This is a genomic window from Sorangium sp. So ce1036 (assembly GCF_051369805.1).
GTDB lineage: Bacteria > Myxococcota_A > Polyangia > Polyangiales > Polyangiaceae > Sorangium > Sorangium cellulosum_F.
Genome location: NZ_JBBMOX010000001.1, coordinates 7,949,584 through 7,974,171, shown reverse-complemented (window position 1 = coordinate 7,974,171; position 24,588 = coordinate 7,949,584). Strand labels below are relative to the sequence as shown.

23 protein-coding genes are annotated in these 24,588 nt (G+C 72.3%); 14 read left to right on the top strand and 9 right to left on the bottom strand.

The genetic code is table 11. From position 1 onward, the window contains the following. The first annotated feature begins 214 nt into the window (after positions 1-214). On the top strand, positions 215-1,192 hold the full coding sequence (speB, locus tag WMF31_RS30015) for an agmatinase (protein ID WP_436605232.1): 978 nt from the start codon (positions 215-217) through the stop codon (positions 1,190-1,192). Positions 1,193-1,235: 43 nt separating this feature from the next. Here speB and WMF31_RS30010 read toward each other — a convergent pair whose 3' ends face one another. Both WMF31_RS30010 and WMF31_RS30005 read right to left on the bottom strand, forming a co-directional pair. Further along, positions 1,236-1,526, bottom strand: a complete 291-nt coding sequence (locus WMF31_RS30010; RefSeq protein WP_436605231.1) for a hypothetical protein — start codon at positions 1,524-1,526, stop codon at positions 1,236-1,238. 4 nt (positions 1,527-1,530) lie between these two features. Beyond that, positions 1,531-2,022: an LEA type 2 family protein gene (locus WMF31_RS30005; protein WP_436605230.1), complete on the bottom strand. Its 492-nt coding sequence runs from the start codon at positions 2,020-2,022 to the stop codon at positions 1,531-1,533. A gap of 92 nt (positions 2,023-2,114) precedes the next feature. On the opposite strand from WMF31_RS30005, the gene WMF31_RS30000 reads away from it, so the two are divergent. Continuing rightward, positions 2,115-3,077 carry an alpha/beta fold hydrolase gene (locus WMF31_RS30000; protein WP_436605229.1) on the top strand — a complete coding sequence of 321 codons (963 nt, stop codon included), beginning with the start codon at positions 2,115-2,117 and terminating at the stop codon, positions 3,075-3,077. Here the strand turns inward: WMF31_RS30000 and WMF31_RS29995 are convergent. Together WMF31_RS29995 and WMF31_RS29990 are read right to left on the bottom strand one after the other, a co-directional pair. Next, positions 3,015-3,989 carry a penicillin-binding transpeptidase domain-containing protein gene (locus WMF31_RS29995; protein ID WP_436605228.1) on the bottom strand — a complete coding sequence of 325 codons (975 nt, stop codon included), beginning with the start codon at positions 3,987-3,989 and terminating at the stop codon, positions 3,015-3,017. The genes WMF31_RS30000 and WMF31_RS29995 overlap by 63 nt on opposite strands. 30 nt (positions 3,990-4,019) lie before the next feature. After that, positions 4,020-5,963: a MutS family DNA mismatch repair protein gene (locus WMF31_RS29990; protein ID WP_436605227.1), complete on the bottom strand. Its 1,944-nt coding sequence runs from the start codon at positions 5,961-5,963 to the stop codon at positions 4,020-4,022. 232 nt (positions 5,964-6,195) lie between these two features. On the opposite strand from WMF31_RS29990, the gene WMF31_RS29985 reads away from it, so the two are divergent. From WMF31_RS29985 to WMF31_RS29950, 8 genes are all read left to right on the top strand, one after another. Further along, positions 6,196-7,185, top strand: coding sequence for a transaldolase (locus WMF31_RS29985; RefSeq protein ID WP_436605226.1), 990 nt, complete (start codon positions 6,196-6,198; stop codon positions 7,183-7,185). A gap of 189 nt (positions 7,186-7,374) precedes the next feature. Next, complete coding sequence (locus WMF31_RS29980) at positions 7,375-8,139, top strand: class I SAM-dependent methyltransferase (protein WP_436605225.1); 765 nt, start codon at positions 7,375-7,377, stop codon at positions 8,137-8,139. Positions 8,140-8,149: 10 nt separating this feature from the next. After that, positions 8,150-8,998 carry a class I SAM-dependent methyltransferase gene (locus WMF31_RS29975; protein WP_436605224.1) on the top strand — a complete coding sequence of 283 codons (849 nt, stop codon included), beginning with the start codon at positions 8,150-8,152 and terminating at the stop codon, positions 8,996-8,998. Beyond that, complete coding sequence (locus tag WMF31_RS29970) at positions 8,991-10,037, top strand: polysaccharide deacetylase family protein (RefSeq protein ID WP_436605223.1); 1,047 nt, start codon at positions 8,991-8,993, stop codon at positions 10,035-10,037. The genes WMF31_RS29975 and WMF31_RS29970 overlap by 8 nt, the downstream gene beginning before the upstream one ends. Positions 10,038-10,082: 45 nt before the next feature. Further along, positions 10,083-11,060 (top strand): hypothetical protein, encoded by a 978-nt coding sequence (locus WMF31_RS29965; RefSeq protein WP_436605222.1) that lies wholly within the window; start codon positions 10,083-10,085, stop codon positions 11,058-11,060. A gap of 179 nt (positions 11,061-11,239) precedes the next feature. Further along, positions 11,240-11,566, top strand: a complete 327-nt coding sequence (locus tag WMF31_RS29960; protein WP_436605221.1) for an acyl carrier protein — start codon at positions 11,240-11,242, stop codon at positions 11,564-11,566. After that, positions 11,563-12,507, top strand: a complete 945-nt coding sequence (locus tag WMF31_RS29955) for an SAM-dependent methyltransferase (RefSeq protein WP_436605220.1) — start codon at positions 11,563-11,565, stop codon at positions 12,505-12,507. Before WMF31_RS29960 ends, WMF31_RS29955 begins: the two co-directional genes overlap by 4 nt. Continuing rightward, positions 12,504-14,177, top strand: coding sequence for an AMP-binding protein (locus WMF31_RS29950; protein ID WP_436605219.1), 1,674 nt, complete (start codon positions 12,504-12,506; stop codon positions 14,175-14,177). The genes WMF31_RS29955 and WMF31_RS29950 overlap by 4 nt, the downstream gene beginning before the upstream one ends. Before the next feature lie 423 nt (positions 14,178-14,600). On the opposite strand, the gene WMF31_RS29945 is transcribed toward WMF31_RS29950, so the two are convergent. After that, the gene (locus WMF31_RS29945) at positions 14,601-15,503 is read right to left on the bottom strand and encodes a glycoside hydrolase family 5 protein (RefSeq protein ID WP_242515940.1); all 903 of its coding nucleotides are present in this window, start codon (positions 15,501-15,503) and stop codon (positions 14,601-14,603) included. On the opposite strand from WMF31_RS29945, the gene WMF31_RS29940 reads away from it, so the two are divergent. Next, positions 15,502-15,927: a hypothetical protein gene (locus WMF31_RS29940; protein ID WP_436605218.1), complete on the top strand. Its 426-nt coding sequence runs from the start codon at positions 15,502-15,504 to the stop codon at positions 15,925-15,927. The two genes, WMF31_RS29945 and WMF31_RS29940, sit on opposite strands and share 2 nt — an antisense overlap. Positions 15,928-16,434: 507 nt before the next feature. Here the strand turns inward: WMF31_RS29940 and WMF31_RS29935 are convergent. Continuing rightward, positions 16,435-17,829 carry a carboxypeptidase regulatory-like domain-containing protein gene (locus WMF31_RS29935; protein ID WP_436605217.1) on the bottom strand — a complete coding sequence of 465 codons (1,395 nt, stop codon included), beginning with the start codon at positions 17,827-17,829 and terminating at the stop codon, positions 16,435-16,437. A 579-nt stretch (positions 17,830-18,408) separates the two neighbouring features. Between WMF31_RS29935 and WMF31_RS29930 the strand changes: the two genes are divergently transcribed. Both WMF31_RS29930 and WMF31_RS29925 read left to right on the top strand, forming a co-directional pair. Next, the gene (locus tag WMF31_RS29930; RefSeq protein ID WP_436605216.1) at positions 18,409-19,707 is read left to right on the top strand and encodes an MATE family efflux transporter; all 1,299 of its coding nucleotides are present in this window, start codon (positions 18,409-18,411) and stop codon (positions 19,705-19,707) included. A 193-nt stretch (positions 19,708-19,900) separates the two neighbouring features. Continuing rightward, positions 19,901-20,284 (top strand): hypothetical protein, encoded by a 384-nt coding sequence (locus WMF31_RS29925; RefSeq protein ID WP_436605215.1) that lies wholly within the window; start codon positions 19,901-19,903, stop codon positions 20,282-20,284. 12 nt (positions 20,285-20,296) lie between these two features. Here the strand turns inward: WMF31_RS29925 and WMF31_RS29920 are convergent, their stop codons facing one another. The 3 genes from WMF31_RS29920 to WMF31_RS29910 all read right to left on the bottom strand — a co-directional run bounded on the left by WMF31_RS29920 (position 20,297) and on the right by WMF31_RS29910 (position 22,672). Beyond that, positions 20,297-20,953, bottom strand: a complete 657-nt coding sequence (locus WMF31_RS29920; RefSeq protein WP_436605214.1) for a hypothetical protein — start codon at positions 20,951-20,953, stop codon at positions 20,297-20,299. 82 nt (positions 20,954-21,035) lie between these two features. Next, positions 21,036-21,458, bottom strand: coding sequence for a Smr/MutS family protein (locus WMF31_RS29915; RefSeq protein WP_436605213.1), 423 nt, complete (start codon positions 21,456-21,458; stop codon positions 21,036-21,038). Beyond that, complete coding sequence (locus tag WMF31_RS29910) at positions 21,455-22,672, bottom strand: sensor histidine kinase (protein WP_436605212.1); 1,218 nt, start codon at positions 22,670-22,672, stop codon at positions 21,455-21,457. Before WMF31_RS29910 ends, WMF31_RS29915 begins: the two co-directional genes overlap by 4 nt. 302 nt (positions 22,673-22,974) lie before the next feature. On the opposite strand from WMF31_RS29910, the gene WMF31_RS29905 reads away from it, so the two are divergent. Beyond that, positions 22,975-24,459: an MDR family MFS transporter gene (locus WMF31_RS29905; protein WP_436605211.1), complete on the top strand. Its 1,485-nt coding sequence runs from the start codon at positions 22,975-22,977 to the stop codon at positions 24,457-24,459. The last annotated feature ends 129 nt before the right edge of the window (positions 24,460-24,588 follow it).

Sequence of the window (24,588 nt, the reverse complement as noted above, 5' to 3'; positions counted from 1 at the left end):
AGGCATGCGCCGAGCGCGGCGGATGCACCTCAGACACATCGCTCGCGGGGTGGCCCGGGCTCGTCCGGCGCAGGGGAATGCGGGGTGAGCCGCCGCACGGCATGCGGGCGCGACATCGCCTCGCCTCGCAGCGCGGCCTGAGCCTGTTCAGCCGCGCGGGCTGTGATATGTGTCATCCGGAGCTCCTCCGGGGAGGAGGCGATTGCGAGGTGCGATGGCGAACAACACTGGCGATCATGCGTTCACGGCCCGGTCCCTGAACACCGTCCCGTCCGAGCCGATGTACTCGGGGGCGCTGTCGTTCCTGCGCCGGAGGTACACGCGCGATCTCTCGGGGGTGGATGTCGCGGTCACGGGGCTCCCGCTCGACACGGCCACGAGCAACCGACCCGGCGCGCGCTTCGGCCCCCGCGCCGTGCGGGAGGCGTCGGCGCTCCTCACCTGGGACCGGCCGTATGGATGCGAGTTCAACCCGCTGGAGCGGCTGGCGGTCGTCGATTACGGCGACTGCGTGTGGGATTACGGCCGGCCGCTCGAGGCCCCCGCCGCCATCGAGGCGCACATCGCCGGGATCCTCCGCGGCGGCGCCGCGCCGCTCTCGCTCGGCGGCGACCACTTCATCTCCCTCCCCGTGCTGAGGGCCCTGCACGAGCAGCACGGCACGCTCTCGCTGCTCCACTTCGACGCCCACTCGGACACGTGGAGCCGCGAGGACGAGCAAGGGCGGATCGATCACGGCTCGATGTTCTTCGTCGCCGCCCGGGAGGGCCTCGTCGATCCCGGCCGCTCGGTGCAGGTCGGGATCCGCACCGAGAACCCGGACACGCATGGATTCCAGATCCTCGACGCCCCGTGGATCCACCGGAACGGCGCCGCGGCCGTGATCCAGCGCGTCCGGGAGGTGATCGGGGGACACAGGGTCTACGCGACGTTCGACATCGACTGCCTGGATCCCGCCTTCGCGCCCGGGACAGGCACCCCCGTCTGCGGTGGCATCAGCACCGCGACCGCCATCGAGATCCTGCGCGGCATCGCGGGCCTGGACGTCGTTGGCATGGACGTCGTCGAGGTCGCGCCGGCGTACGACGCCGCGGGCATCACGGCGCTGGCCGCGGCGACCCTCGCGTACGAGCTCCTCATCCTGTACGCGAGCGCGCCGCGGCGGCGCGCCGCCCCGGCGCAGGCGCCCTGACGCGGCCAGGCGCGGCGTGGAGGGGCGCGGCCGCTCGACCCCTTCACCCCCGTCGCAGCCACTCGAGCAGCGCGACGAGCAGCGCGAGCCCCACGATCGGCAGCGCGATCCACCCGAGCACCGTCGCCCACCCCCGGCGCAGCGAGCGGCCGCCGCGATCCTCGCACGCGAGGCAGATCGCCCAGACCCGCGCGCCGCCCTCGGTGAGCACGCAGCAGTCGCCGCACACGGGCGCGCGGCACGACGCGCACGGCCCCGCCGCCTCGGCGCCGCAGCGCACGCAGCGCGCGACGGCGCCGCCGCCGCCGTCCACCGGGATCAGGCCGCCGGACACTCGCTCAGCGCAGGCCGGGGAGGGGGAGCCCCGGCAGCGAGTTCCCCACCGCCTTGAGGAGCTCCTCGTGCGTGATCGTCCCCGCCAGGCGGAACGGCAGGTCCACGTTGAGCGTCTCCCCGCCGACCGAGACGGTGCCGTTCACCTGATACGGGACACCGCGGCTCTGCGCCCCCAGCGCGAGGATGCTGGTGAGGTCTTGCCACTTCACCGAGAGCGGCACATCGAGCCGCGTCCACTTCTTCGACGGCAGCTTGAGCGGCGCAGGCACGGTGACCGTGCCCAGGTCGTACTTGCCGTCGAGCGTCACGTTCGCCTTCAGCGAGCGCGTCGAGAGATCGATGCCATTCGGGTTGTACGCCTGGATTTGCACCCGGAGATCGATGCCCTGCGCGGTGATGGCGGTCACGGCGGCGAGCTCGGGGGTGAGGGTCGGCGGCTCGGGGCGCGAGCACGCGACCAGCGTGAGGGCGGCAGCGGCGAGCAGCGATCGCACGGACGACGTGTGGCGCGGATCTCGTTCGAGCTCAACGGAAATCGGGCGCGCTTGCGCCGCCGCGGCGCGCGCCGATCTGCTATGTCCGGCGCATGGGCATCCTCCCGCTGGCCGAGCGCGTCGCGAGGACGGCGCTGAACAGGACCGGAGCGCAGAGCCGCTGGGTCGACACGTCGGTGTGCAGGCTGCACCTCTACGACGCGGTGGGCACAGGCCCGCTCCCGACCGTCGTCCTCCTCCACGGCATCGGCTCCTCGGCGCTCCCGTACGCGCCGGTGCTCCAGCGGCTCAGGCGGCGCGCCCGCCGCGTCATCGCCGCGGAGGCGCCTGGACACGGGTGGAGCGCCGCCCCGCCGTCGGCCCTCACGCCGGAGTGCCTCACCGCCGCCATGAGCGAGCTGCTCGACCGCGAGCTCGACGAGCCGGCCATCGTCGTCGGCAACTCCCTGGGCGGCGCGGTCGCCGTGCACTACGCCCTGAGCTCTGGCAGCCGCGTGCGCGCCCTGGTGCTCGCGTCGCCGGCTGGCGCCTGCATGGAGCCGGCCGAGCTCGAGGCGCTGCTCGGCCAGTTCAAGCTGCGGTCGCGGGCCGACGCGCGCGCGTTCTTCGAGCGCCTCTACCACCGCGTGCCCTGGTTCTCCCCCCTGTTCGCCGACGACGTGGTGCGGATGTTCTCGCACGAGACCATCCGCTCCTTCACGCGCTCGGCCCGGTGCGATCACGCCTTCACGCCCGAGCAGCTCCGCTCCCTGTCGATGCCGATCCTGCTCATCTGGGGCCGCTCGGACCGCCTGATGCCGGGCACCAACCTCGAGTACTACCGGCGGCACCTCCCGCCGCACGCCGAGATCGAGGAGCCCGAGGGCGTCGGCCACTGCCCCCACATCGACGACCCGCGCCGCTTCGCCGAGCGGGTCGCCGCGTTCGCGGAGGAGGTGCTCCTCCGGGGGGCGGGCGCGGTGGCGGAGGCGGCCGCCGGCGCGCCGCCCGCGTCAGGCGTCCTCGGGGAGCGCGCCGTGCCGCTTGAGCAGGGTCCGGGTCAGGCTGCGACGTAGCGGCATGATCCGGCCGTGGTCGCTGCCCTTGCCGAGGAGCACGGTCGCGTAGAAGTAGGTGTCGGCCCCGCGCTCGACGTACCCGACCAGCCAGCCGGTGGTCGATCGCTCGTCGTACTCCAGCCCCGTCTTGCCGCGCAGCGTGTAGGCCGGCGTCTGCTCCAGCACGATGATCCGCTTCAGGATGTCGAGGCTCCGCGCCGAGCAGGGCAGCGAGCCGGCGTGGAGCCGCCGCAGGAAGTCGATCTGCTCGTGCGGGGAGACGCGGAGCCCCCCGGTCAGCCAGAACCTGTCGATGCCCCCCGAGATGTCGCGGTTGCCGTAGTGGAGCGCGTCGAGGTGCGCCTGCATGCGCTCGGGCCCGATCCGGCGCGCGACCTCCTGGTAGAACCAGACGACCGAGTGCTTCATCGCCGACGCGAGATCGTGATCGCGGTTCCAGTCGGGCACGCCGCGCTTCACGCCGTCCCACTTCAGGGAGAAGCGCTCGTCCGGGATGACGCCCGTCTCCAGGCCGATGAGCGTGTTCGGGATCTTGAACGTCGAGGCGGGCACGTACCCCGCCGCCGCCCGGTCGGGGTTCACGACGTGGGTCACGCCCTTCGAGGCGTCGAACAGGACGAACGCGCCGTCCACGCCCTCCGCGCGGAGCAGCTCCGCCCCGCCCTCGTCGATCTCGGTGCGCGCCGCGGGCGCTCCGGCCGGCGCGCTCGCGCCCTGCGCCGCGGCCGGCGCGCCCGCGCCCTGCGCCGCGGCCGGCGGGGCCGCCTCGCCGGCCGGCGGCGGCGAGGGCGGCGGTGTCGTGGCGCAGGCGCCCCCCGCCGCGAGGATCGCCAGGAGCGCGCAGAAGAAAAGGGGACGCGACGGCGCGATGGCGCGTCGCGTGACCGAGGAAGAGGGGGCAGTGAGCATGGCGCCCCCCAACGCGGGCGCCGGCCGCGCTTATTCCCGCGCCGTCGTGGCCGCGGCCTGCGCCGCCGCGGCCTGCGCCGCCGCGCGCTCGCCGTCCGAGAAGTCGACGTCGATCCCGACGATCTTCATCAGCCGCAGCGCGTTCGCGCTCGTCACGACGCCGGGTTTCAGCTTGTAGTCGAAGCTCATCTTGCCGTCGACCACGAGCTCCTCGAAGTGCACGTTGCGCACCCGGCCCGCGGTCTCCTGCTCCAGCACCGAGAGCCCCATGTCGTGCGACGACACCGCGCCGATCGCCCCGCGGGCGACCAGGTGCCGCACCACGGCCCTGGCGCCGATCTGGCGCTCCCGCGCGTTCGTGCCGTGGAGGATCTCGTCGAGCAGGAACAGCACCGGCTCGCCCTGGTTCACGCCGTCCACGACGCGCTTCAGGCGGGTGAGCTCCGCGTAGAAGTGCGACACGCCGTGCTCGAGCGAGTCCTTGATCCGCATGCTCGTCCGGACGCGGACCGGCGACAGCGAGAGCGACGACGCGCAGACCGGCGCGCCCGCGAGGGCCAGCGCCGCGTTCACCCCGATCGCGCGCAGCAGCGTGCTCTTGCCCGACATGTTCGAGCCGGTCACGAGCAGCGCCGCGCCCGCGCCCACGAGCGCGACGTCGTTGGTCACCCGGCGGCCGCGCGGCAGGAGCGGGTGGCCGAGCCCGGTCGCCGCGAAGCGGGGCTCGCCGTCCTGCACGTCGGGGTAGGCGTGATCGGGGTTCTCGTGCGCGAACGTGGCGAGGCTCGCGAGCGCCTCGACCTGCCCGAGCGACCGCATCCACGCCTTCACGTGCCGGCCCGCGCGCAGCTTCCACCGCTCGAGGGCGAGCGCGCACCACACGTCCCAGAGCAGGAAGATGTCGGCGACGAGGTGGATGAGCCCGCTGTGGCGCAGATCCGCGTAGCCCACGCGGGTCTCGAGCGCGGTCATCTCCCGCGACGCGAGCGCCCCGGAGGGCCCCGCGAGCTCGGCCTTGAGCTCCCGGAGCAGCGCCGACGAGAACGCCTGCTGCTCGATGCAGGCGAGGAGCGGCCGGTACCGCGCGAACGGCGCCTCGCGCGACGACGCCGCGGCGAGGATCGGCTCGGTCGCGGGCCGCAGCGCGACCAGCACGAGGAACTGCGCGGCGAGCGGCAGCAGCCAGGCGTGGCGGAGCGGGCCGAGCTGCTCGGCGGGGAGGAGCTGCGCCGCCGCGAGCCCCGCGAGCGTCAGCGGCACGAGCACCTTCGCCGCGGTCACGAGCGCGCGCACGGGGAGGCCGAAGCCCGCGCGCGCCTCCGCGCCGAGCAGCGCGGGGGGCGCCTCGGCCCACGCGATGAGCGGGCCGGCCTCGCGGCCGCGCGCCCCGGCCTGCAGGCCCACCACGGCGAGCTCTTCCCGGAACGCGCCGAGGCCGGCGAGCTCGCGCACCGCCTCCTGCCGCGCCGCCACGGCGGGCGCCCCCGCGGGCCCCGTGAGCCAGGCCGCGAGCGTGGCCTCGCCCTCGCCGGTCTGGGCGACGGAGAGCAGCTGGAACAGCGACGCCTGCCCGAACACGTCGAGATCGCCCGCGTAGTCGTGGTCCGGCGCGGCGAAGCGGTCGCCCCGCTCGGGGAAATCGGCGAAATCGCCGGCGACGCGCCGCTTGCCGCGCGCGTAGAGCCCGATGCGCTGCTCGACCTCCGTCATCCGGGTGACGAGGCGCGCGTGCGCGACGAGGAGCCCCAGGAACGCCGCGGTCACCGCCGCGGCGCCGTACGCCACGGGCCGCGGCGCCTGGCCGAAGAGCGCGTACCCCCCCGCCGCGAGCGCGGCCACGAACGAGAGCCCGCGCAGGAGCGAGAACGTCCTCGACCGGCGATCGAGGGCGCTCGCCTCGGCGCGCAGGACGGCGAGGCGCTCGTCGTAAGCGGACAGGACGCGCTGCGCGACGGAGGTGGGGGGCGGCTCCACGGCCGCTGTCCATAGGCCAGCGCGGGCCGTGCATCCAGCGGCGGGCGGGCGGCGGCGGGTGGTGGCCTCGTCTGGGGGGCTCACCTCCGGGGCTTGCGTTCCGGCGGGCCTATTTTGTGGCCCGCCTACACTCCAGCCCCTCCGGTGAGCCCCCCAGACGAGGCCACCACCCGCCGCCGGGGTCATGAAAGCTTTTGAGGCGCCCTGGCCGGCTGCTCGTACAATGGGCGCCATGGACCAGAACCTGCTGGAGCGCCTCAAGGCGTACACCGTCGTCGTCGCGGACACCGGCGACATCAACTCGATCGAGAAGTTCCGGCCGCAGGACGCGACCACCAACCCGTCGCTCATCACGGCGGCGGCCCAGATGCCCGAGTACACCGACATCGTGAGCGGCGCCCTCGGCTGGGCCCGCAAGGAGGCGGGGCAGGGCGCCGACGCGGGCGCGATCGTCGGCCTCGCCATCGACCGGCTCGCCGTCGACTTCGGCCTGCGCATCCTCAAGATCGTCCCCGGCCGGGTGTCGACCGAGGTCGACGCGCGGCTCTCCTACGACGCCCAGGCGACCGTCGACAAGGCCCGGCGCATCATCCGGCTCTACGAGGAGGCCGGCGCCTCGCGCGAGCGCATCCTCATCAAGATCGCCTCGACCTGGGAGGGCATCCGCGCGGCGGAGGTCCTCGAGAAGGAGGGCATCCGCTGCAACCTGACGCTGCTCTTCGGCGTGCACCAGGCGATCGCGTGCGCCGAGGCGGGCGTGACGCTCATCTCGCCGTTCGTCGGCCGCATCCTCGACTGGTACCTCAAGGACACGGGCCGGGCGAGCTACCCGCCGGCCGAGGACCCGGGCGTCGTCTCGGTCACGCGGATCTACAACTACTACAAGAAGCACGGCTACAAGACCGAGGTGATGGGCGCGAGCTTCCGCAACATCGACGAGATCAAGGAGCTCGCCGGCTGCGACCTCCTGACGATCGCGCCGAAGCTGCTCGCCGAGCTCGCGTCCGCGCGCGGCGATCTGCCGAGGAAGCTCGATCCGGAGGCGGCGCGCGCCATGAGCATCGAGAAGATCAGGATGGATGAGGCGACGTTCCGCGCGATGCACGCGGCCGACCGGATGGCGAGCGAGAAGCTGAGCGAGGGCATCGACGGCTTCTCGAAGGCGCTCGCCACGCTCGAGGGGCTCCTGCGCGAGCGCCTCGAGAAGGGGGCCGCCTCGTAGCGCGGCGGGAGGCCGGCCTCCTTCGGCCGGCTTGCGTGTCGGCCTGCCGGTCCTCTAGGATCCGGGTCCACACGGGCCGCCCTCGCGCTGCATCCGGCGGCATGCGAGGGCGGGCAGCAGCGGCGCGGCGCCCTGTCGGTGGCTCACCGGCAGGGCCCTCCGCGACGTCACGGTATCGAGGAGGCGGCGTTGAAGCTCACGTCACAGGAGTACTGGGAGAACCACTGGAAGAGCTACATCGGCGCCGAGGACCTGGGCGGCGGCTGCGAGCTCTACGACGACGTCGCGCCTTTCCTGCCGCGCGGCGAGGGTCTGTCGTTCTTCGAGATCGGCTGTGCGCCGGGCCGCATCCTGGCCGACTTCTGCGGGCGCCTCGGGTACACGGCCTACGGCCTCGACTACGCCTGCGACCCGGGCGTCATCGAACAGGAGCTGAAGAAGCGCGGCCTCCAGGTCGGCAAGATCGAGAAGGGGGATTTCTTCACCTGGAAGCCCGAGCAGAAATTCGATATCGTCGCTTCCTTCGGGTTCATCGAGCACTTCGATGACGCGGGGTCGGTCGTGGATCGGCACTTCGAGATGGTGAAGCCGGGCGGCACCGTGGTGGTGGGCATGCCGAACTTCGCCGGCGGGCAGAGGGCGCTCCACTGGCTGTTCGATCGCAAGAACCTGAACGGCCACAACACCCGCATCATGAACCTGCCGTTCCTCGAGGCCGCCGCGCGCCGCAACGGCGCCGAGATCGTCCAGGCCCGTTACACGGGCGGCCACTTCGATTTCTGGCTGGACGACGAGGCGCCGCTCCTGGCGCGGCGTGTCGTCTGGAAGCTCGTTCCGCCCATCCAGGCCCTCGCGCGCCGGCTCGTCCCCGGCGAGGCGAACCCCTGGTTCTCCCCGTTCCTCTTCGCCATCTACCGGGCACCCCTGCAGACCAGGGATACGCCCGACGCTTGATCCTTGACCGATGAGTGAATCCAGTCAGAACGCCATTGCTCCGCCGGCTGTCCTGGACGCGGAGGCCGACCGTCGCTTCCGCGAGTGCGCCCGGCGTCACGGGTGGGACCCGGACCACCGCTTCATCGGGGGGTATGTCGACTGGGAGTGGCAGCACAGCCGGCACGTCTTCGACGACCTCTTCACCTCGGTCAACGGCAAGAAGGTGCTCGAGTTCGGCTGCCACCTCGGCGGCACCTCGGTCGTGCTCGCGGCGCTCGGCGCGGAGGTGACCGCGATCGACGTCAACCCCGATTTCGTCGAGGTGACCCGGCTGAACGTCGAGCGGTACGGGGTCTCGGACAAGGTCCGGGTCCTGCATATCCCCGACACGACCCAGATGCCGTTCGCCAGCGGGGAGTTCGAGCTCGTCTCCTGCAACAGCGTGCTCGAGTACGTCCCTCCCGGCATCCTGCACACGGTCCAGCGCGAGATCGACCGGGTGCTCGCGCCGTGGGGGTTCATCGTCATCCTGGGGACGAGCAACCGCGCCTGGCCCGTGGACGTCCACAGCCGCCGCGTCCTGGTGAACTACGTGCCTCACGCGCTGCGCTCGTACTTCCCGGGCAGGGAGATCCACAGCGTGTACCCGTGGCAGCTCAGGTACGGCTTCGGCGATTACGCCGATATCTCGCAGCAGGATCGGGGCCGGCTGATCGTCGATCTCAAGGCCAAGATGGGCGCGTCGGCGCCGCGCCTCCTCGCCCTCGCCGCGGCGAACCGGCTGCTCGGGCCGCTCGGGATGCACGTCGGCTTCGTGTCGCCGACGATCACGATGGTCCTTCAGAAGCGCGGTGAGGGAGGTGCTGGGGATGGCTGACGCGAGGACGCGGGTCTACATCACCGTGGACGTGGAGTGCGCCGAGGAGCGCGTCGACGGCGCCACCAAGTCTCCCGCGATGGGCTACGACCTCCGCATCTGGGGCCGCTTCGTGAACCAGCGCGAGCCCCTCGGCATCGAGCTCATCATGCGGGAGCTCGAGGCGTGCGGCCAGCGCGGGACGTTCTTCGTCGAGGCGATCGGCTCGTACAGCTTCGGGATGGACGGGCTCGCGAGCGTGTGCCAGGCGCTGCACGGCCGCGGCCACGACGTGCAGCTCCACGTGCACCCCGTGCAGCGGCGCGCGGACTGGCACACCCGGGGCGAGCCCCGCATCTCGGACGACATCGCCGACTACCCGGTCGAGGAGCAGACGCGGCTGCTCCTCGAGGGGCGCGACCTGCTCGTGCGCGCGGGGATCCCGGCGGGCGAGCTGCTCGGCTACCGCGCAGGCAACTTCGGCGCGAGCAACGACACCTGGCGCGCGATGAAGCGCGCGGGGCTCGTGCTGAGCAGCAACTACAACCCCTGTTACTTCAAGAAGAACTGCAAGATGCAGTATCCCGGCGCGCGGCTCGGCCTGTTCGAGACGCCCGAGGAGGGGGTCTACGAGCTGCCGATCACGAACTTCATCGAGCCCACGAGGCGCTTTCGGCACCTCCAGATCACGGCGGTGACGCTCGACGAGATCAAGCACTGTCTGATGCGCTACCGCGCCCTCGGGGTCCGGGAGGTCACGCTGGTGACCCACTCGTTCGAGTTCTACTTCCTCGACTCGGCGTCGGCGCGCCGCGGTCACCCGAACCGCCTCAACATGGATCGGCTCCGCGGACTCTGCCGCTTCCTGAAGGAGAACTCGAGGGACTTCGAGGTCGACACCGTGGGCTCCCTCGCGCGCCGGCTCGCGGAGGCGGCGCCCGAGGACCGCGAGAGCGCGCCGCCCTCGCTCCAGTTCCCCACGTCGAACCCGATCCACCACGCCCGCCGCGTGGTCGAGCAGGCGTACAAGCGCGTCGCGCAGCGGATCACCTTCGGGTAGCCGGATGCGGCGCACGGCGCGGCGCCGTGGTGCTAAGTACGGCGCATGCGGCTCATCGGACAGATCCACGTGACGCTCAAGGGCAGCGTCATCCAGCGCAACCCCTCCCTCTGGGAGAAGCTCAAGCGGAGCATCGGCGCCACGGTGGACCTCGACACGGATCGCGTGCGCGTCGAGCTCGAGGCCACCGCCGTGGTCGAGCAGGTGCGGCGCGCGCTCGGCCGGCTGGGGGTGAGCAACGCGCTCTCGCTGATCATCGACGACACGGTCATCTTCCAGGACACCGACGGCAAGCCGGACGATCTGCCCGACCTCGTGCTCGCGCTCTCCGAGCATGCTTCCGTGTTCGGGCGCGGCTTCGACGAGCTCCGGTTCGCCGCCGAGCACGAGGAGGCGGGGCTCCACCTCGTCATCGAGACGCGGGCCCGGACCGAGCACGACCAGGACGAGCCGGCGGCGATCGTCTCCGTCGGCGGCCGCGTGCGGGACCTGGAGCCGCGACCCGGCGAGTCCGCGGACGACTACCGCCGACGCGTCGAGCCGCTCGCGAAGGACGCGGCGCTGTTCGAGACCGCGCGGCTTCAGTTCGAGTCGTTCGTCGGCCGGCTCGAGGACGCCCTCAAGACGTCGATGCCCGAGGCGCGCGTGGAGCAGCGCCACGCCGACGCGCGCGTCGTCCACGGCGCGCCGGCCGAGGGCGCCGGGGCGAAGGAGGTCAATCCCACGCACCCGGCTTACGACCCGTTCCTGGTCTACTATCCGCCGAGCCCGCTCGGGGTGATGCTGGACATGATGCTCCTGACCTCGTTCATGCACATGCTGTCTCCTCCGCACGTGATCGTGATGAACCCGGCGGGCACGATGCTCGGCACCGCGCAGGAGGCCTCGGCGAATCCCGATCTCCTGAACGCCGATCGCGGCGGCGACGGGGGGAAGGACGGGGACGGGGCCGGCGACGCGGGCGACGACGGCGGGTGGGGCGACGACGACGGCGGCGATTTCGGTGGCGATTTCGGCGATTGACCTGCGCGGGCGCGGAGCGCGCCGCGCAGCGTTCGAGCGGCCGGGCGGGCGCTTCCAGTATGGACGGCGAATCGCGAGCATGGTACGGCCCATCACGGCCGTGACCTGCGCTGGCGCTGAGCTTCTTCGCGCCGGCGTGTCGAAGGTCGCGCGCGCCGAACCCTGAGCAGGAGAGCGCGATGAACAGAAGCGAGGCGGCGCCGAGGAGGCAGCCGCAGGCGGCGGGCGGGGGAGATCCGGAGATCGCCCGAGAGGTCCGCACCATCATTGCAGAGCGATGCGGGATCGACGTCGAGGCCGTGACGCCCGACCTGTCCCTCGAGAACGGCCTCGGCGTGGACTCCCTGGCGCTCATCGAGGTCAATGTCGCGCTGGAGGAGCGATTCCAGATCGTCGCCCCGGACTTCGCGGCGCCCGATCAGGCCTCGATCCACACGGTGGGCGACGTGATCGCGTTCGTCGAGGCGCAGCTCGCGGCCCGGGGCGGCCGGGGAGGCGCGCGATGATCGCGGCGCGCACGCGCGCCGAGCGCGAGGCCCTCGCCCGGACGCCCGAGGAGCAGCGGGAGCACGAGCGGCGAGAGGTCGCCGCTCACTACGAGAACGACCCGGAGATCTTCTCCCGCGTCCTCGACAGCCGCCTCGCCTACGCGACGGGCATCTTCCTCGATCCCGGGGAGAGCCTCGAGGCGGCGCAGGAGCGGAAGTTCGACTGGGTCCGTCGCGAGCTCGACATCCAGCCTGGCGAGCGCATCCTCGACGTCGGGTGCGGCTGGGGCTCGAACCTCATCTACCTCGCCGAGCGCACCGGCGGCAGCCTCTGGGGCGTCACGCTGAGCGACAGGCAGCGGCAGGAGGCGCTCCGCCGCGCCGATCGGGCGGGCGTCGCCTCGCGGGTCCGCATCGATCTCGCCCACATCGAGGACCTCGACCTCGCGCCCGGGTCGCTCGACGCCGTGCTCTTCGTGGGCAGCATCGTGCACATGCACAACCGCGAGCGGATTCACCAGAAGGTCGCCGCCGCGCTGCGCCCGGGCGGCAGGCTGCTCATCTCGGACTGCTACTTCCCGGCGCGCGCCCGCGGCGACCGCGAGAGCTCTGCCACGCAGTACATCTTCGTCCAGGCGCTCGGCTACTGCCGGCTGATCTCGCTCGCCGAGGAGCTCGGGATGATCGAGCAGGCGGGGCTCGACGTCCGGCGCGTCGAGGATCTCACGAGCTCGTACGTGCTCACGGTGGCCCGGTGGATCGACAACGTGCGCGCGCACCGCGCCGAGATCGAGGCGCGCGCGCCCGGCTTCTCGCGGCTGCTCCAGACGTACATGACCGTGGGCCGGCTCTCCTTCGCGCGCCGCACCGCGCTGGAGTACATGATCGTGGCGACCAAGCCCGGCGGCCGCGATCGCCTCGGCGTCGCGCCCTCCCCCGAGCCGAGGCGGGGGCCGTGAGCCGCGGCCCCAGCGCGCGGACCGTCGCGGGCCTGCTGCGGGCGCGGGCCGAGGCGACGCCGGAGCGGCCCGGGTTCTACCACAAGGACCAGGGCGCGTTCGTCGGGTGGTCGTGGGCGGAGTACTGGCGCCGCGCGTGCGCCGCGGCGTCGGGTCTGCTCGCGGCGGGGGTTCGCCCGGGCGACCGGGTGCTCCTGCTCGTCACGGATGTCGAGGTGGCGGTGCCGTGCCTCTTCGGCGTCTGGGCGCTCGGCGCGGTGCCGATCCAGGTCGGGGTGCCCTACCGGCTCACGGACGTCGGGGCGTTCCTTGGCGAGCTGCGGCGGACGGCGGCCCGCGTGCGCGCGCGCGCGCTCGTGGTCTCGTCGGCGCTGCTCGGCTTCGCGCAGGGCGAGGGCGACGGGGCGGACCTCCTGCAACTCGCGGCCGAGCCGCTGCTCGCCGCGGGGCCCGCGGGGCCGCTGCCGGATCCGGACGACGCGCCGGGCCCCGCGCTCATCCAGCTCACGAGCGGCAGCACCGGGCACCCGCGCGGCGTGGTCATCCCGCACGAGCGGCTGATGCTGCACCTCGACGCGATGAGCCGGCGGCTCCCGGTGCGCGGGGAGGGGGCGGGCGGCGTGTCGTGGTTGCCGCTCCACCACGACATGGGGCTGGTCGGCGGCCTGCTGTTCCCGCTCTTCAACGACTTCCCCGTGCACATGCTGTCGCCGCTCGAGTTCCGGACGCGGCCGTTCTCGTGGCTGTCGGAGATGTCGAGCATCCGGGGCGTCATCTCGCTGGGGCCGCCGAGCGCATACTCCATCTGCGTCGGCCTCGCGCGCCGCGCCGTGGAGGCGGGGCTCGATCTGAGCGCGTGGCGGTGCGCGATGATCGGCGCCGAGCCGATCTCTCCCGCGCTGCTCCGCCGCTTCGCCGAGGCGTTCGCGCCGTGCGGCTTCCGCGTCGAGGCGTTCTTCCCGGTGTACGGGCTGGCCGAGGCGACCGTCGCCGTGACGTTCCCGGAGCTGCTCGCGAAGCCGCGCGTCCTGACCGTCGATCGCGGGCTGTTAGAGCGCGAGGGCCGCGTGGAGGAGGCGGCGCCGGGGCCCCTCTCGCTGGAGCTGGTCGGCGTGGGGACGCCGATCCCGCACACGGAGGTCCGGATCGTGGATGAGGGCCGCAACCCGGTCTCCGAGCGGACGGTGGGCGAGATCGAGGTGCGCTCGGAGACCGCGATGGAGGGGTATTTCGACGAGCCCGAGGCGACGGCCGAGGCGCTGGCCGGCGGCTGGCTGCGCACGGGCGATCTCGGGTTCATGGACGCAAGGACGCTGTTCGTCACGGGCCGGAAGAAGGAGGTGATCATCAAGGGCGGGCACACGATGCTCCCTTCGGTGATCGAGGAGATCGCCTCCCGGGTCGAGGGCGTCCGGGCCGGGTGCGTGGTGGCGGTGGGGCTCTACGTCGAGGAGCGCCAGACCGAGGCGGTCTACGTGGTCGCCGAGACGCGCGCCGAGGCCGCCGAGCACGCGGGGCTCGCGGAGCGCGTGCGGGAGGCGTTGCGGGCGAACGGCGTCACGATCGACCAGGTCGTCCTGGTGCCGCCGGGCGATCTGCCCAAGACGACGAGCGGCAAGCTGCGCCGCCGCGAGGTCGCCGAGCGGCTGCGCGCGGCGCGATCGGCCTAGTACGTTGTCACCGAAGCTCGTTCCGGGGTCGTCGCTCACGGGGCCTGCGCTCCGGCGTGCCCCTTGGGTAGCGTGCGCTCGCTGACCGGCCGATTTCGCGGGCGTCGTCGGGCTGCATGCGATAGATCCCGAAATCGCTCTCCGGAGCACAACCGAACGGGACCGTCCATGCTGAGCCGTTCCATACCACACAAGCCCACTTGTACCGCTCCTCTTTCGCCCGAGGTGCGTGCATGGGAGCTCGAGCAGCTTCGGAGGTTCGGTCTCGACGACGAGGACTGGTCTTCTCATGACCAGTGCCCCTTCTGTGCGGGGCGGCCCCTCACCGTGGACAGCAAGCAGAAGGACGGGTGAGCCCCGCCTGCCCCGCCGGGGGCCGGGCGGCCCGGCAAGACCTCCCCGGCCCAGGCGGCCCGGCCGCGATCAGTCCGGGATCTTCGACTTCACCCAGGCGCCCGACTGGGTCAGATCGTTGCTCGACCAGCCGCCCGTCTCGCGCGCGTTGGGGTTGAGCGCGGAGCACGCCTCGGCCTTGTCGTTCAGCGCCCAGTTGGCCCAGCCGATGTGGTTCCTCTCCAGGAAGTCGAGCCAGGTCTGCGACTCGTTGAGATCGAGCTGACCGTTGCCGTCGGCGCTGCAGGTGCCCCACTCGGTCGCGAACAGCGCCAGTCCGGCGTTGAGGGCGGTCGTGGCCTTGTCGCGCAGGAATCCCCGGTGCGTGTTCGCGTAGAAGTGCAGCGTGTACGCGATGTTCTGGTACCGGGTGATCGGGTCCCTCGACGCGACGTCCGCGTCCTGCGACCAGTTCGGCGAGCCGACGATGACCAGGTTGTTCGCGCCCTGGCCGCGGATCTCGCCGATCACCGCCTCGGCATAGCCCTTCACCGTGGACCAGCTCTGATTGACCGGCTCGTTGAAGACCTCGAAGATGACGTTGGGCACGTCCTTGTACGCGCTCGCCGCCTCGCGGAAATAGCTCTTCGCCAGCTCCGCGTGCATGTCCGCGTTGTGATCATGCCAGTCGATGATCACGTAAATGCCCTTCGCGACCGCCGCGTCGACGATCGTCCTCACCTTCGCCTTCTCGGTCTCCGCGTTCGTGAGGTATCCGTCCTCCCCCTCGATGCCCATGGCGGCGCGGACGACGGTCGAGCCCCAGTCGTCCACCAGCGTGTTGACGACGTTCGCGTTGTAGTACTTGCCGCCCCACTGGCTCCAGAACAGGCTCATGCCCTTGAGCTGCACCGGCTCGGTGTGGGTCTCCCCCACGATCCGGTTGCCCATGACCCTGAGGAAGCCGTGACGCTCCACCGGGGTATTGCCCATGGGCCCGGTCCCCGTGGTCGTCGTGGGATCGCCGGTCCCCGTGGTGGCGGTCGTCGTCGTCGCGGGCTCGCCGGTCCCCGTGGTGGCGGTCGTCGTTGTCGCGGGCTCGCCGGTCCCCGTGGTGGCGGTCGTCGTCGTCGCGGGCTCGCCGGTCCCCGTGGTGGCGGTCGTCGTCGTGGGCTCGCCGGTCCCCGTGGTGGCGGTCGTCGTGGGGGCGCCGCCCCCCGTCGTCGTGCCCGGGCCGGTGGTCGCCTCCGTTCCGCCGCCGCCGCCGCCCGAGCTCCCGTCATCGGGCGAGTCCGAGCAGCCGGCCAGCATGGCTGCCTGCAGCGCGACCACGGCGAGGCCGAATGACCACCTCGACCGTGCAAACCTACCGCGAAGCGAATCGTTCTTCATCGTGTTCTCCAAGGGAAGTCCGTGAGGCGCGGCATTAAACGGGGAGCGCCGCGCCCTGGCAAGCCCCATGCGTCACGCGTGGAAGGCGACCGACGCTGGTGCCGCCCGTGGGGCAACCTACCGTGATGACCGCTCCCAGCGCCCGGCGGCCCGGCAACGGCCTGCGGCCGAAGGAAGCGTGATGGCGAGGCCGCGCCACGGCGCCCGGCCTCGCCAGGAGGATGTGTACAACCGACGAGCGCCAACTTCGCCAACTTCGCCAACTTGAACCGCAAGATTCATGCCGCGTCGCGGATCCGGACGGATCCGCGCTGCTGCGCTGCGCTTGATGCGGAGCGGCACGGGCCCAGATCCGTGAGATCCGGTGATGTGTACCTGGCTCCCCTTGGTGGTCGGATGACCACCCAGGTGAAGCGCGTGTCCATGCCAAGAACGTCATGATTGCCCGGCGCGTCGAGGCCGTGCGATCCCTGGATGTCCAGTCGGGAGCGCGCCTCGCGCGGTCGGCGGACGGCGCGGCGCCGGCGATGGATCAGCGCGGCACGGGGACCGGCGGCGGCTCGTCGTCGGGCGCGACGCAGGCCGACAGGTCGAACAGCATGAAGAGCAGGGCCTTCTCCTGCGGCGAGAGCTCGTGCGTCTCGCCGTCGTCGTCCGTGCAGCCGCTCGGGAACGGGACGCCGGGGATGTCCTGCGCCGCCACGTGGATATCGGTGTACACGAAGCGGCCGCACTGCGTGTCTTCCGGGGAGTCGATGGGCGTGTTGAACGTGAAGTACTTGACCCCCGGGCGCGCCTCGAACTCGTCGTCGCGCTCGTTGTAGAGCCACCGCGTCGCGATCTCCCCGTTCACCGAGTTGACCCAGTGCTGAGGATCGTTGATCTCGATCCGCCCCGGCACGGTCGACGCCCCCACGTTGACCAGCCAGTCCCGGAGCGCCATGCCCTTCGGGAACGTGGCGTCGACCAGCACCGGGAGGCCGTCGTCGGGGTCGCTCTCCTCCTCCCAGTCCGCCGTCTCCGGGAATCGCCCCGGGCCCGACCGGAGCCAGTAATTGTGCCAGTGCGACGCGAACACGCGCCCTCCCGCCGAGGCGTAATCGAACATCGCCTGGCGCGACGCCTCCGGCTTGTCGCGCGCGAAATCGGACCCCTCGCACGACAGGATCACCATGTCGTACCGCATCAGGCTGTCGAGCGAGCTCCAGAGCTCCGTGGAAGCGGAGAAGTCCGCGCCGTCGTTGAGGCCCGCGCGATACCGGCTCGTGGCGCTCTCGCCGTCGATCGCGCGCCCGGCGAACAGGTTCACGCGCCCGTCGCCCGCCTCCGGCGTGAACTCCGCCGCGTCGATGCCCATCTTGTAGAGCAGGCACTCGAGCACGTCGAGGCCGCCGGTCGACAGCGCGATCTTCGGGATATGCCCCTCCGCCTTGTTGCGCGGCAGGCGGACCGCCCCGTCCTCGGTCGGGTTGTCGACGCACGCCTCGATCTTCGGCAGGAGGATCTGGCGCCGCCACTTGCCGATCTGGACGACGAGCGGGATGTCCTCGCCGACCGGCACGTCCTCCAGCACGAACCGCCCCGCGGTGTCGGTCAGCGCGGTCGCGATCGGCGCGCCGGACAGCGTCACGCCGCACCGGTCGCAGCTCGCCCCGTCGGGGATGGGGGCCAGCGGCGCGTTGGGGACATAGACGATGACGTTGTAGAGCGGTAGTTTCCCCGCGGGCTCATACACGGTGCCGCTCACGGTGGTCTTCGCGCCGCCGTCACAGACGACCCGCTGGCACTCGAGCCCCACGCAGCCGCCGCCCTCCCCGTCGCCGATTCCCGAGCCCGACCCGCCGTTGCCCGCGGGGAACAGGGCTCCTCCGAGGCCGCTCCCGCTGCCAGGACCGCCGCCGCCGCCCCCGGCGCCGGGCGGCGTCATGGGCGGCGCGCCTGTGTCCCCACAAGAACACCCGGCGATGGTCGACGACGCAACCGCGGCTGCGGCCAAGAGCCATCCTGCCTTGTGATGCATTCTCAACATCCGAGCCTCCAGGCGCCGGGGGGCGAAGGTGCCCTATGCCGCCTTGTCCCAGGGTAATCGAGGCGAGGGCGAGCCGGGAAGGCGCGAGCAAGGAGGCATACAGACCCGACGCCGCCTGGACGAACAGGCCGCTCCGCATCGGCGGGAGCGCGCGGCGTTGCGCCGCGCGACGACCTGGCCTACAGACGGCCAGGCGGCCTGCGATCGCGCGAGCCCGGCGTCGCGCCGCCGGCTCGCCCCGGAGCGTGTTGTGATCCGGGAAACGAGCTCTCCACTTCTCCGGCCACTCCCGCCCACGCGACCGGCGTGTCCGAGTGAGAATTTGTGGCCTGTATTACTTGGTTCTCGTCCGCTGTGGCGGGATGCTTCCAGGCGGAGTAGGCTGCGAGCCTCCAATCCTTTATGTCGCACTCGCCACCTCCACGTCCTCGCCTGCTTGCAATCACCTGGCCCATCTTCAGCGAACACCTGCTGCACATGCTGGTGGGGGTGTTCGGGGTGTGGCTCGTCAGCCGCCTGTCGGACGGCGCCGCCGCCGCGTACGGGCTGGCCAACCAGATCATGTTGACGTTCATGATCACCTTTCGCTTCGTCAGCCTCGGCGCGAGCGTGGTGGTCACTCAGTACCTCGGCGCGCGGGACCGCGACGGCGCGGATCAGGTCGCGCGGGCCGCGCTGGCGGCCAACCTGTGGATGGGGGTCCTGAGCTGCGGCGTCATCGCGGTCGGCGCGAGGCCGCTGCTCGAGCTGATGCGCTTGCCGGAGTCGCTGTTCCCGATGGCCCAGCCGTACCTGGTCGCCGTGGGCGTGATGCTGGCGTTCGACGCGGTGAACTTCTCGCTGGGCGCGGTGCTGCGCGCGCACACACACACCCGCGCGACGCTGCGCCTCATCCTCATCATGTACGCCGTGCAGCTCGCGCTCAGCCTGCCGCTCATGTTCGGCTTCGCCGGCTGGCCCGGGCTCGGCATGAACGGGCTCGCGCTGGCCGCGGTGATCGCGCGCGCTCTCTCCTTCTGGATGCACCACCGGCTGTGGCGCGAGCTCCTCGGGATCCGGGCGAGCTTCGAGGACTACTGGCGCATCCGGCCCGGCCGCCTGCGCGAGGTGCTGCACATCGGCCTGCCGGGGGCGGGCGAGAACGTGGCCTATCGCATCAGCTACATGATCATCCTGGCCATGGTCGCCGACATGGGGCAGGCGGCGCTGACGACGCACACGTACACGATGCAGATCGTGCATTTTCTGCTCCTGTTCTCCCTGGCGATCGGGTTCGGGACCGAGATCGTGGTCGGGCACCGCGTCGGCGCGGGCGAGCTGGCCGGGGCCGACCGCCAGGTGCGCGGCGGCCTCGTGGTCGGGCTGTGCGTCTGCGTGACCGTGGTGCTCGCCACCGCGCTGCTCGGCCCCCGGCTGCTCGGCCTCTTCACGAGCGATCCCGAGGTGCTCGCCATCGGCTCCAAGCTGCTCTGGCTGACGCTCCTGGTCGAGCCGGGCCGCACGATCAACCTGGTCGTCATCAACGGGCTGCGGGCGGCCGGCGATGCGCGCTTCCCGGTCGGGGTCGGCGTCATCTCGATGTTCGCCGTGGCGGTCGGGCTGTCCTGGCTGCTCGGCGTGCACCTCGGCTGGGGGCTCGTGGGCGTGTGGGTGGCGTACGGCGCCGACGAGTGGCTCCGCGGCCTGGCGATGTCCGCGCGCTGGCACTTCCGCGGCTGGGTGCCCCACGCGCGGCGCACCCTCCGCCGCGTGCGGCTGAACGGCCGCCCCGCCTGACCGCCCCAGACGCTCCCCGACACCCCTCGCCGACGCCGACGCGTGATTCCGGGACAGCCGCCGGACGTGCCAATTCCCGATTCCAGGGCAGCCGCCGCTCCGTGGCCGCGCTGCGGGGTCGACGCGCGATCGGCGTCGATCGACGCACGTGGCATGTCCGTTGCTGTTCAAACCGCTCTCGGAGGAGAGCATCATGGCGGAACACGAGCGCAATGCGGCAGGTCGCGGGGCCGACAGGCCCGCCGCCGGCCCGCCGGGCTACGGCGGTATTTCCGAGGGCAGCGTCGGCGATCCGAGCGCGGCGGGGCAGAACGCAACACCGCCGGATGCGGGCGTGCGGCCGCAGGGGAGCGCTGGCGCGAGCGGAGCGCGCGAGCAGGCGGCGCGAGGCGAGGGGGAGGCGGGCGAGCGCGAGGCGCAGACGGAGCCCGTCGATGCGCCGCGCGACGGCGGGTCGGGCAACGAGGTGATCCCCGGCGTCCTGCACGGGGACGGGTCGGTGACCTACGAGTCGAGCGCCGAGCACAAGAGCAGCTGGCCTGACGAGGGCGGCACCGGCGAGGCGGGCGCAGGATAGCCGGACGCCCGGCTATCCTGCCGGCGCGCTCACCTTCTCGGTCACGGCCAGGCAGAGCGCGGCGACGCCGCGCCTCGGCACGGTGACGAGCTTGTCGCGGAACAAGGCGCGCTGATCGGTGTAGAGCTTCGAGACCTTGTGCGAGAGGATGGTCGAGCTCCAGACCGCGACCACATCGGCCCAGCGGAGATCGGCGTCGGCCTTGGCCGCGTTGCGGTGGCCCTCGCCGTCGACGATGCGGATGTCGACCTCGCCCGAGAGGAGCTGCCGCAGGTCCTCCGCGGTGCCGGGCCCCCCGCCGACCACGAGCAGCCTGCGGAGCCCGCGCGCCCGGAACGCCCCGATCATCGCGAGCGCGGCGCGCTTGTTCGCAGAGCTGCCGCACATGTCGCAAACTGCATCGGCGTCCGCCGGGGTGACGCGGACCCCGGCCTTCGCCGGCAGCCGCATGCACTCGGCGCAGCGCCGCTCGACCGGCTCCGGGGCCGGCGCCGGCGGCGGGGGCCGGCCGAGCGCTTGCTGCGCCCGCTCCGCGATTTCCGCCGGGAGAAAATCCGCCGGATGCCGGGCGTCCGCGGCTGGCGCGTTCTCCGCGAGCCAGACCAGGAGCTCGGTATCCGAAATATTCAGAGATTTTGCGAGGTTGCGTACACGGACGGAACGCGGCATGGCGACGCGACTGTGACATGTGCCAGGCGGTGGCGCCCTGCCGGATCGCCGGGGTCACCTCGGAGACGCCGCCGCTCGCCGCCTAGGCGGAGGCGTCGCCGCCGTCCGCCGGCTTGAGCCACACCACCGTGGCGCCCCAGCCGCCGCGCGAGGCCGGGGCGTCGCGGAAACCGTCGACGGCCGGGTGGCGCGAGAGAACGCCCCGGACGACGCGGCGCTGGACGCCCTTGCCGCGACCGTGGATGACCCGGACCTCGCGGAAGCCGCGCCGCTGCGCCTCGTGGAGGTACTCCTCGACCACCGACGCGACGTCGCGCGGGGCGAACGTGTGCAGGTCGATCGCGTCCTCGATGGGCAGGGCCACGATCCCGTCGTCCCCGGGCGAGGCGGGCGCGCCGGGCGGCTCGTCCTCCGGTCGCTCGACGTCGGCGACGTCGGGGGACGCGGGCGCGCGGGGCGAGAGCGCGCGATCGAGCCAGGCGCGGAGGCGACGGAGCACCCTCACGCCGCGCCCGCGCAGTCGGGCGGACCGCTCACCGGCAGGCTGAGGCGGAACGTCGCGCCGTTGCCTGGACGAGAGCTGGCGGTCAGCGTGGCCCCGTGGACCTCGGCGATCCGGCTCGCCAGGTAGAGCCCGAGCCCGAGCCCCGACGCCTTGCCGCCGCCGGTCACGAAGCGCTCGAAGAGCCGGGGGAGGAGCTCCGGCGGGATGCCCGAGCCCAGGTCGACCACGTCGACGTGGGCGAGCGCCCTCCCCTCGCGCAGCTCGGTGCTGAGCCGGATGACGACCGGCTGCCCTCCGGGAGAGTGCTTGACCGCGTTGCTGACGAGGTTCTGCAGCGCTTGCTGCAGGCGCTCCCGGTCCGCCACGACGACGAGCTCCGGCGGGCCCTGGACGTGCACCTCGCTGCTCGGCGTGTCGAGCGCCAGCGCGACCTCCTGCGCCAGCGCGACCAGATCGACCGGCTGCGGGACGATCTCGAAGAGCCCCTGCTCGAGCCGCTCGACGTCCAGCAGATCCGAGATGATGCGGCTCAGCCGATCGACCGAGTCGCTCGCCCGGGCGAGGTCGCGCACGTCGGCGGCGCGGCCCTCGGCCGCCGCGCGCCGCCGCAGGAGCTCGAGGCGGCTCGTGAGCGGGGCCAGGTAGTTGCGCAGGTCGTGCGCCAGCACCGTGATGAGCTCCTCGGCGGCCTCGCGCCGGCCCTGCACGACCGCCGCGGCGGTCACCTGCTCGACCAGCTCCGCCCGGTGCGTCAGGGCGCCGATCCACCGCGACACCGCGATCAGGAAGCGGAGGTCCACCTCGGTGAAGAACTCCGGCCGGGCGGACTGCGCGGACACGACCCCGCGCCGCTCGCCCTCGACCTCGAGCGGGACCGCGATGTGGGACCGGACCCCGAGCTTGTGGACCAAGCCGGCCAGCTCCCCGGCCACCTGGTCCATGTGCCCGCTCCTGAAGGGCTCGCCCGTCGTGAAGACGTCGGCGATCGAGCCCCCGTTGGCCACCTGCATGACGTCGAGGCCGAGCTCCTGCTGGAGCCGGCCCATCGGCGTGTTGCTCGTCCCCAGGGCGCGCAAGGTCTGCTTGCTGCGGTCGTAGAGGAAGACATCGATCTTGTCGGCGCCGAGCGCGTCCGCGAGGAGCTGGCTCGCCTGGTTGAGCGACTGGCGCAGCTCGGCCGCCGGGAGCTCGAGCAGGCGCTCGAGCGTCGCCATCAGTCTCCCCTCCCGGGAGGAAGCTTCCATTGCAGACATCCCGCTCCCCTCCTCGCGGTCGTCCCCGCGGTCAGCGCTCGATGCGTGCTCCCCTCGCCGATGGAGCGCGGCGCAGGCTCGATCGAAGGATACCCTGGATCGTGAGGGGCGTCGCTCGATCATCGGCGCCCTGCCGGGCCGCCCCTGCCATCCTGGTGGATGGGTCTGCGCGAGTCCTGGCGTGAGCGCGCCTCCTCGACGCGCGACGCCGGGGGGTGGCACGCTTGCCCTGGCGAATCCCGCCTCCACATCCCCCGCTCTGCATGCCTTCAGAACGCAAGACCCATCGTGGCCTCACCGTCCTCGGACTGATCCTCGCCCTCGCCATGGCCGCCCTCGAGTCCACGGTCGTCGCCACCGCGATGCCGACCGTGATCGGCGACCTCGGCGGCATTCACCAGTACGCCTGGGTCACCACGGCCTACCTGCTCACCTCGTCCGTGCTGGTGCCCATCTGCGGCAAGCTGTCGGACATCTACGGCCGCAAGCCGGTCATGCTCTTCGGGATCGCCGTGTTCCTGCTCGGCTCGATCGCGAGCGGCGCGGCGCGCTCGATGCCGCAGCTCATCGCCTTCCGCGCGCTCCAGGGCGCCGGCGCCGGGGCCATGCAGCCGATGGCGATGACCATCTCGGGCGACATCTTCGATCTCGACGAGCGCGCGCGGATCCAGGGCGTCTTCGGGGCGGCCTGGGGGCTGTTCGGCATCACGGGCCCGATGCTGGGCGGGCTCATCGTGCATTACCTCTCCTGGCGCTGGGTCTTCTACATCAACATCCCGTTCGGCCTCGCGTCGGCGGGGCTCGTCCTGACCGCGTTCCACGAGCGCATCGAGAAGAGGCGCCACGCGCTCGACGTCCTCGGCGCGGCGGTCCTGTCCGCCGGCGTGGTCGCGCTGCTCGTCGCCACCGGGAGGCTGGGCGCGCAGACGACGCTGCTCGCCGCGGTCGCGGCCGCGGCGCTGTTCGCCGCGTTCGTCGCCGTCGAGCGCCGGGCGCCGGAGCCCATGATCCCGCTGCCGCTCTTCCGGCGCCCGGTGATGCTCACCTCCAACGTGGCCGGCGCGATCATCGGCGGCGCGATGATGGGGACGATCACGTTCGTGCCGCTGTTCGTGCAAGGCGTGCTGCGCGGCAGCCCCACGGACGCCGGGAGCGCCATCGCGCCGATGCTGATCGGCTGGCCGATCGCGAGCGCGATCGGGGGGCGGCTCATCCCGCGGGTCGGCTTCCGGCCGCTCATCTGGGTCGGCCTGGGCTTCACCGCGGCGGCGGGGCTCGCGCTCGCGCTCGGGGGCGCGCACTCGCCGGTCGTGCTGCGCCTCTCGACGCTGGTCTTCGGCGTGGGCATGGGGCTGTCCAACGTCGCGCTGCTCATCGCGGTGCAGAGCAGCGTCGCCTGGGAGCAGCGCGGGATCGCGACGGCGAGCACGATGTTCTCCCGGCTGCTCGGCGGCGTGGTCGCGGTGGGCATCATGGGCGGCGTGCTCTCGGCGGAGCTCGCGAAGGACGCGTCGATCCCCGCGGACGCCGCGAGCCGGCTCCTCGCGCCGGAGGGGGCGCTGGGCCTCGATCCGTCGGTCATGGAGCACCTCGGGGCGGCGCTCATGTCCGGCCTCACGACGGTGTTCTGGATCATCGCGGCCATGGCCGTCGTCGGCTTCGTCGTGGCGCTGTGGTTCCCGCGCCTGCCCGTCCAGGCCGCGGGCGGCGAGGCCGTCGCGCCGCCGAGCGAGGCGGGGTTCGGGTGAGGTGGCCCGTGCGCCCGCGGAGTCGCTCGGGGACCCGCTGAACCTCCCGGGGGAGCGCGACACCCATCCGCACCTCTCGCCGGACGGAGCCGTCCTGTTCTTCGCGTCGACGCGGAGCCGCGTGGTCGA

What these genes read in the sequence shown, in the direction of transcription:
- speB (WP_436605232.1), top strand. Translation starts at nt 215, where the DNA reads ATGGCGAACAACACTGGCGATCATGCGTTCACGGCCCGGTCCCTGAAC.
- WMF31_RS30000 (WP_436605229.1), top strand. Translation starts at nt 2,115, where the DNA reads ATGGGCATCCTCCCGCTGGCCGAGCGCGTCGCGAGGACGGCGCTGAAC.
- WMF31_RS29995 (WP_436605228.1), bottom strand. Translation starts at nt 3,989, where the DNA reads ATGCTCACTGCCCCCTCTTCCTCGGTCACGCGACGCGCCATCGCGCCG.
- WMF31_RS29985 (WP_436605226.1), top strand. Translation starts at nt 6,196, where the DNA reads ATGGACCAGAACCTGCTGGAGCGCCTCAAGGCGTACACCGTCGTCGTC.
- WMF31_RS29975 (WP_436605224.1), top strand. Translation starts at nt 8,150, where the DNA reads ATGAGTGAATCCAGTCAGAACGCCATTGCTCCGCCGGCTGTCCTGGAC.
- WMF31_RS29970 (WP_436605223.1), top strand. Translation starts at nt 8,991, where the DNA reads ATGGCTGACGCGAGGACGCGGGTCTACATCACCGTGGACGTGGAGTGC.
- WMF31_RS29965 (WP_436605222.1), top strand. Translation starts at nt 10,083, where the DNA reads ATGCGGCTCATCGGACAGATCCACGTGACGCTCAAGGGCAGCGTCATC.
- WMF31_RS29960 (WP_436605221.1), top strand. Translation starts at nt 11,240, where the DNA reads ATGAACAGAAGCGAGGCGGCGCCGAGGAGGCAGCCGCAGGCGGCGGGC.
- WMF31_RS29955 (WP_436605220.1), top strand. Translation starts at nt 11,563, where the DNA reads ATGATCGCGGCGCGCACGCGCGCCGAGCGCGAGGCCCTCGCCCGGACG.
- WMF31_RS29940 (WP_436605218.1), top strand. Translation starts at nt 15,502, where the DNA reads ATGGGCCCGGTCCCCGTGGTCGTCGTGGGATCGCCGGTCCCCGTGGTG.
- WMF31_RS29945 (WP_242515940.1), bottom strand. Translation starts at nt 15,503, where the DNA reads ATGGGCAATACCCCGGTGGAGCGTCACGGCTTCCTCAGGGTCATGGGC.
- WMF31_RS29935 (WP_436605217.1), bottom strand. Translation starts at nt 17,829, where the DNA reads ATGACGCCGCCCGGCGCCGGGGGCGGCGGCGGCGGTCCTGGCAGCGGG.
- WMF31_RS29930 (WP_436605216.1), top strand. Translation starts at nt 18,409, where the DNA reads ATGCTGGTGGGGGTGTTCGGGGTGTGGCTCGTCAGCCGCCTGTCGGAC.
- WMF31_RS29925 (WP_436605215.1), top strand. Translation starts at nt 19,901, where the DNA reads ATGGCGGAACACGAGCGCAATGCGGCAGGTCGCGGGGCCGACAGGCCC.
- WMF31_RS29920 (WP_436605214.1), bottom strand. Translation starts at nt 20,953, where the DNA reads ATGCCGCGTTCCGTCCGTGTACGCAACCTCGCAAAATCTCTGAATATT.
- WMF31_RS29910 (WP_436605212.1), bottom strand. Translation starts at nt 22,672, where the DNA reads ATGGCGACGCTCGAGCGCCTGCTCGAGCTCCCGGCGGCCGAGCTGCGC.
- WMF31_RS29905 (WP_436605211.1), top strand. Translation starts at nt 22,975, where the DNA reads ATGCCTTCAGAACGCAAGACCCATCGTGGCCTCACCGTCCTCGGACTG.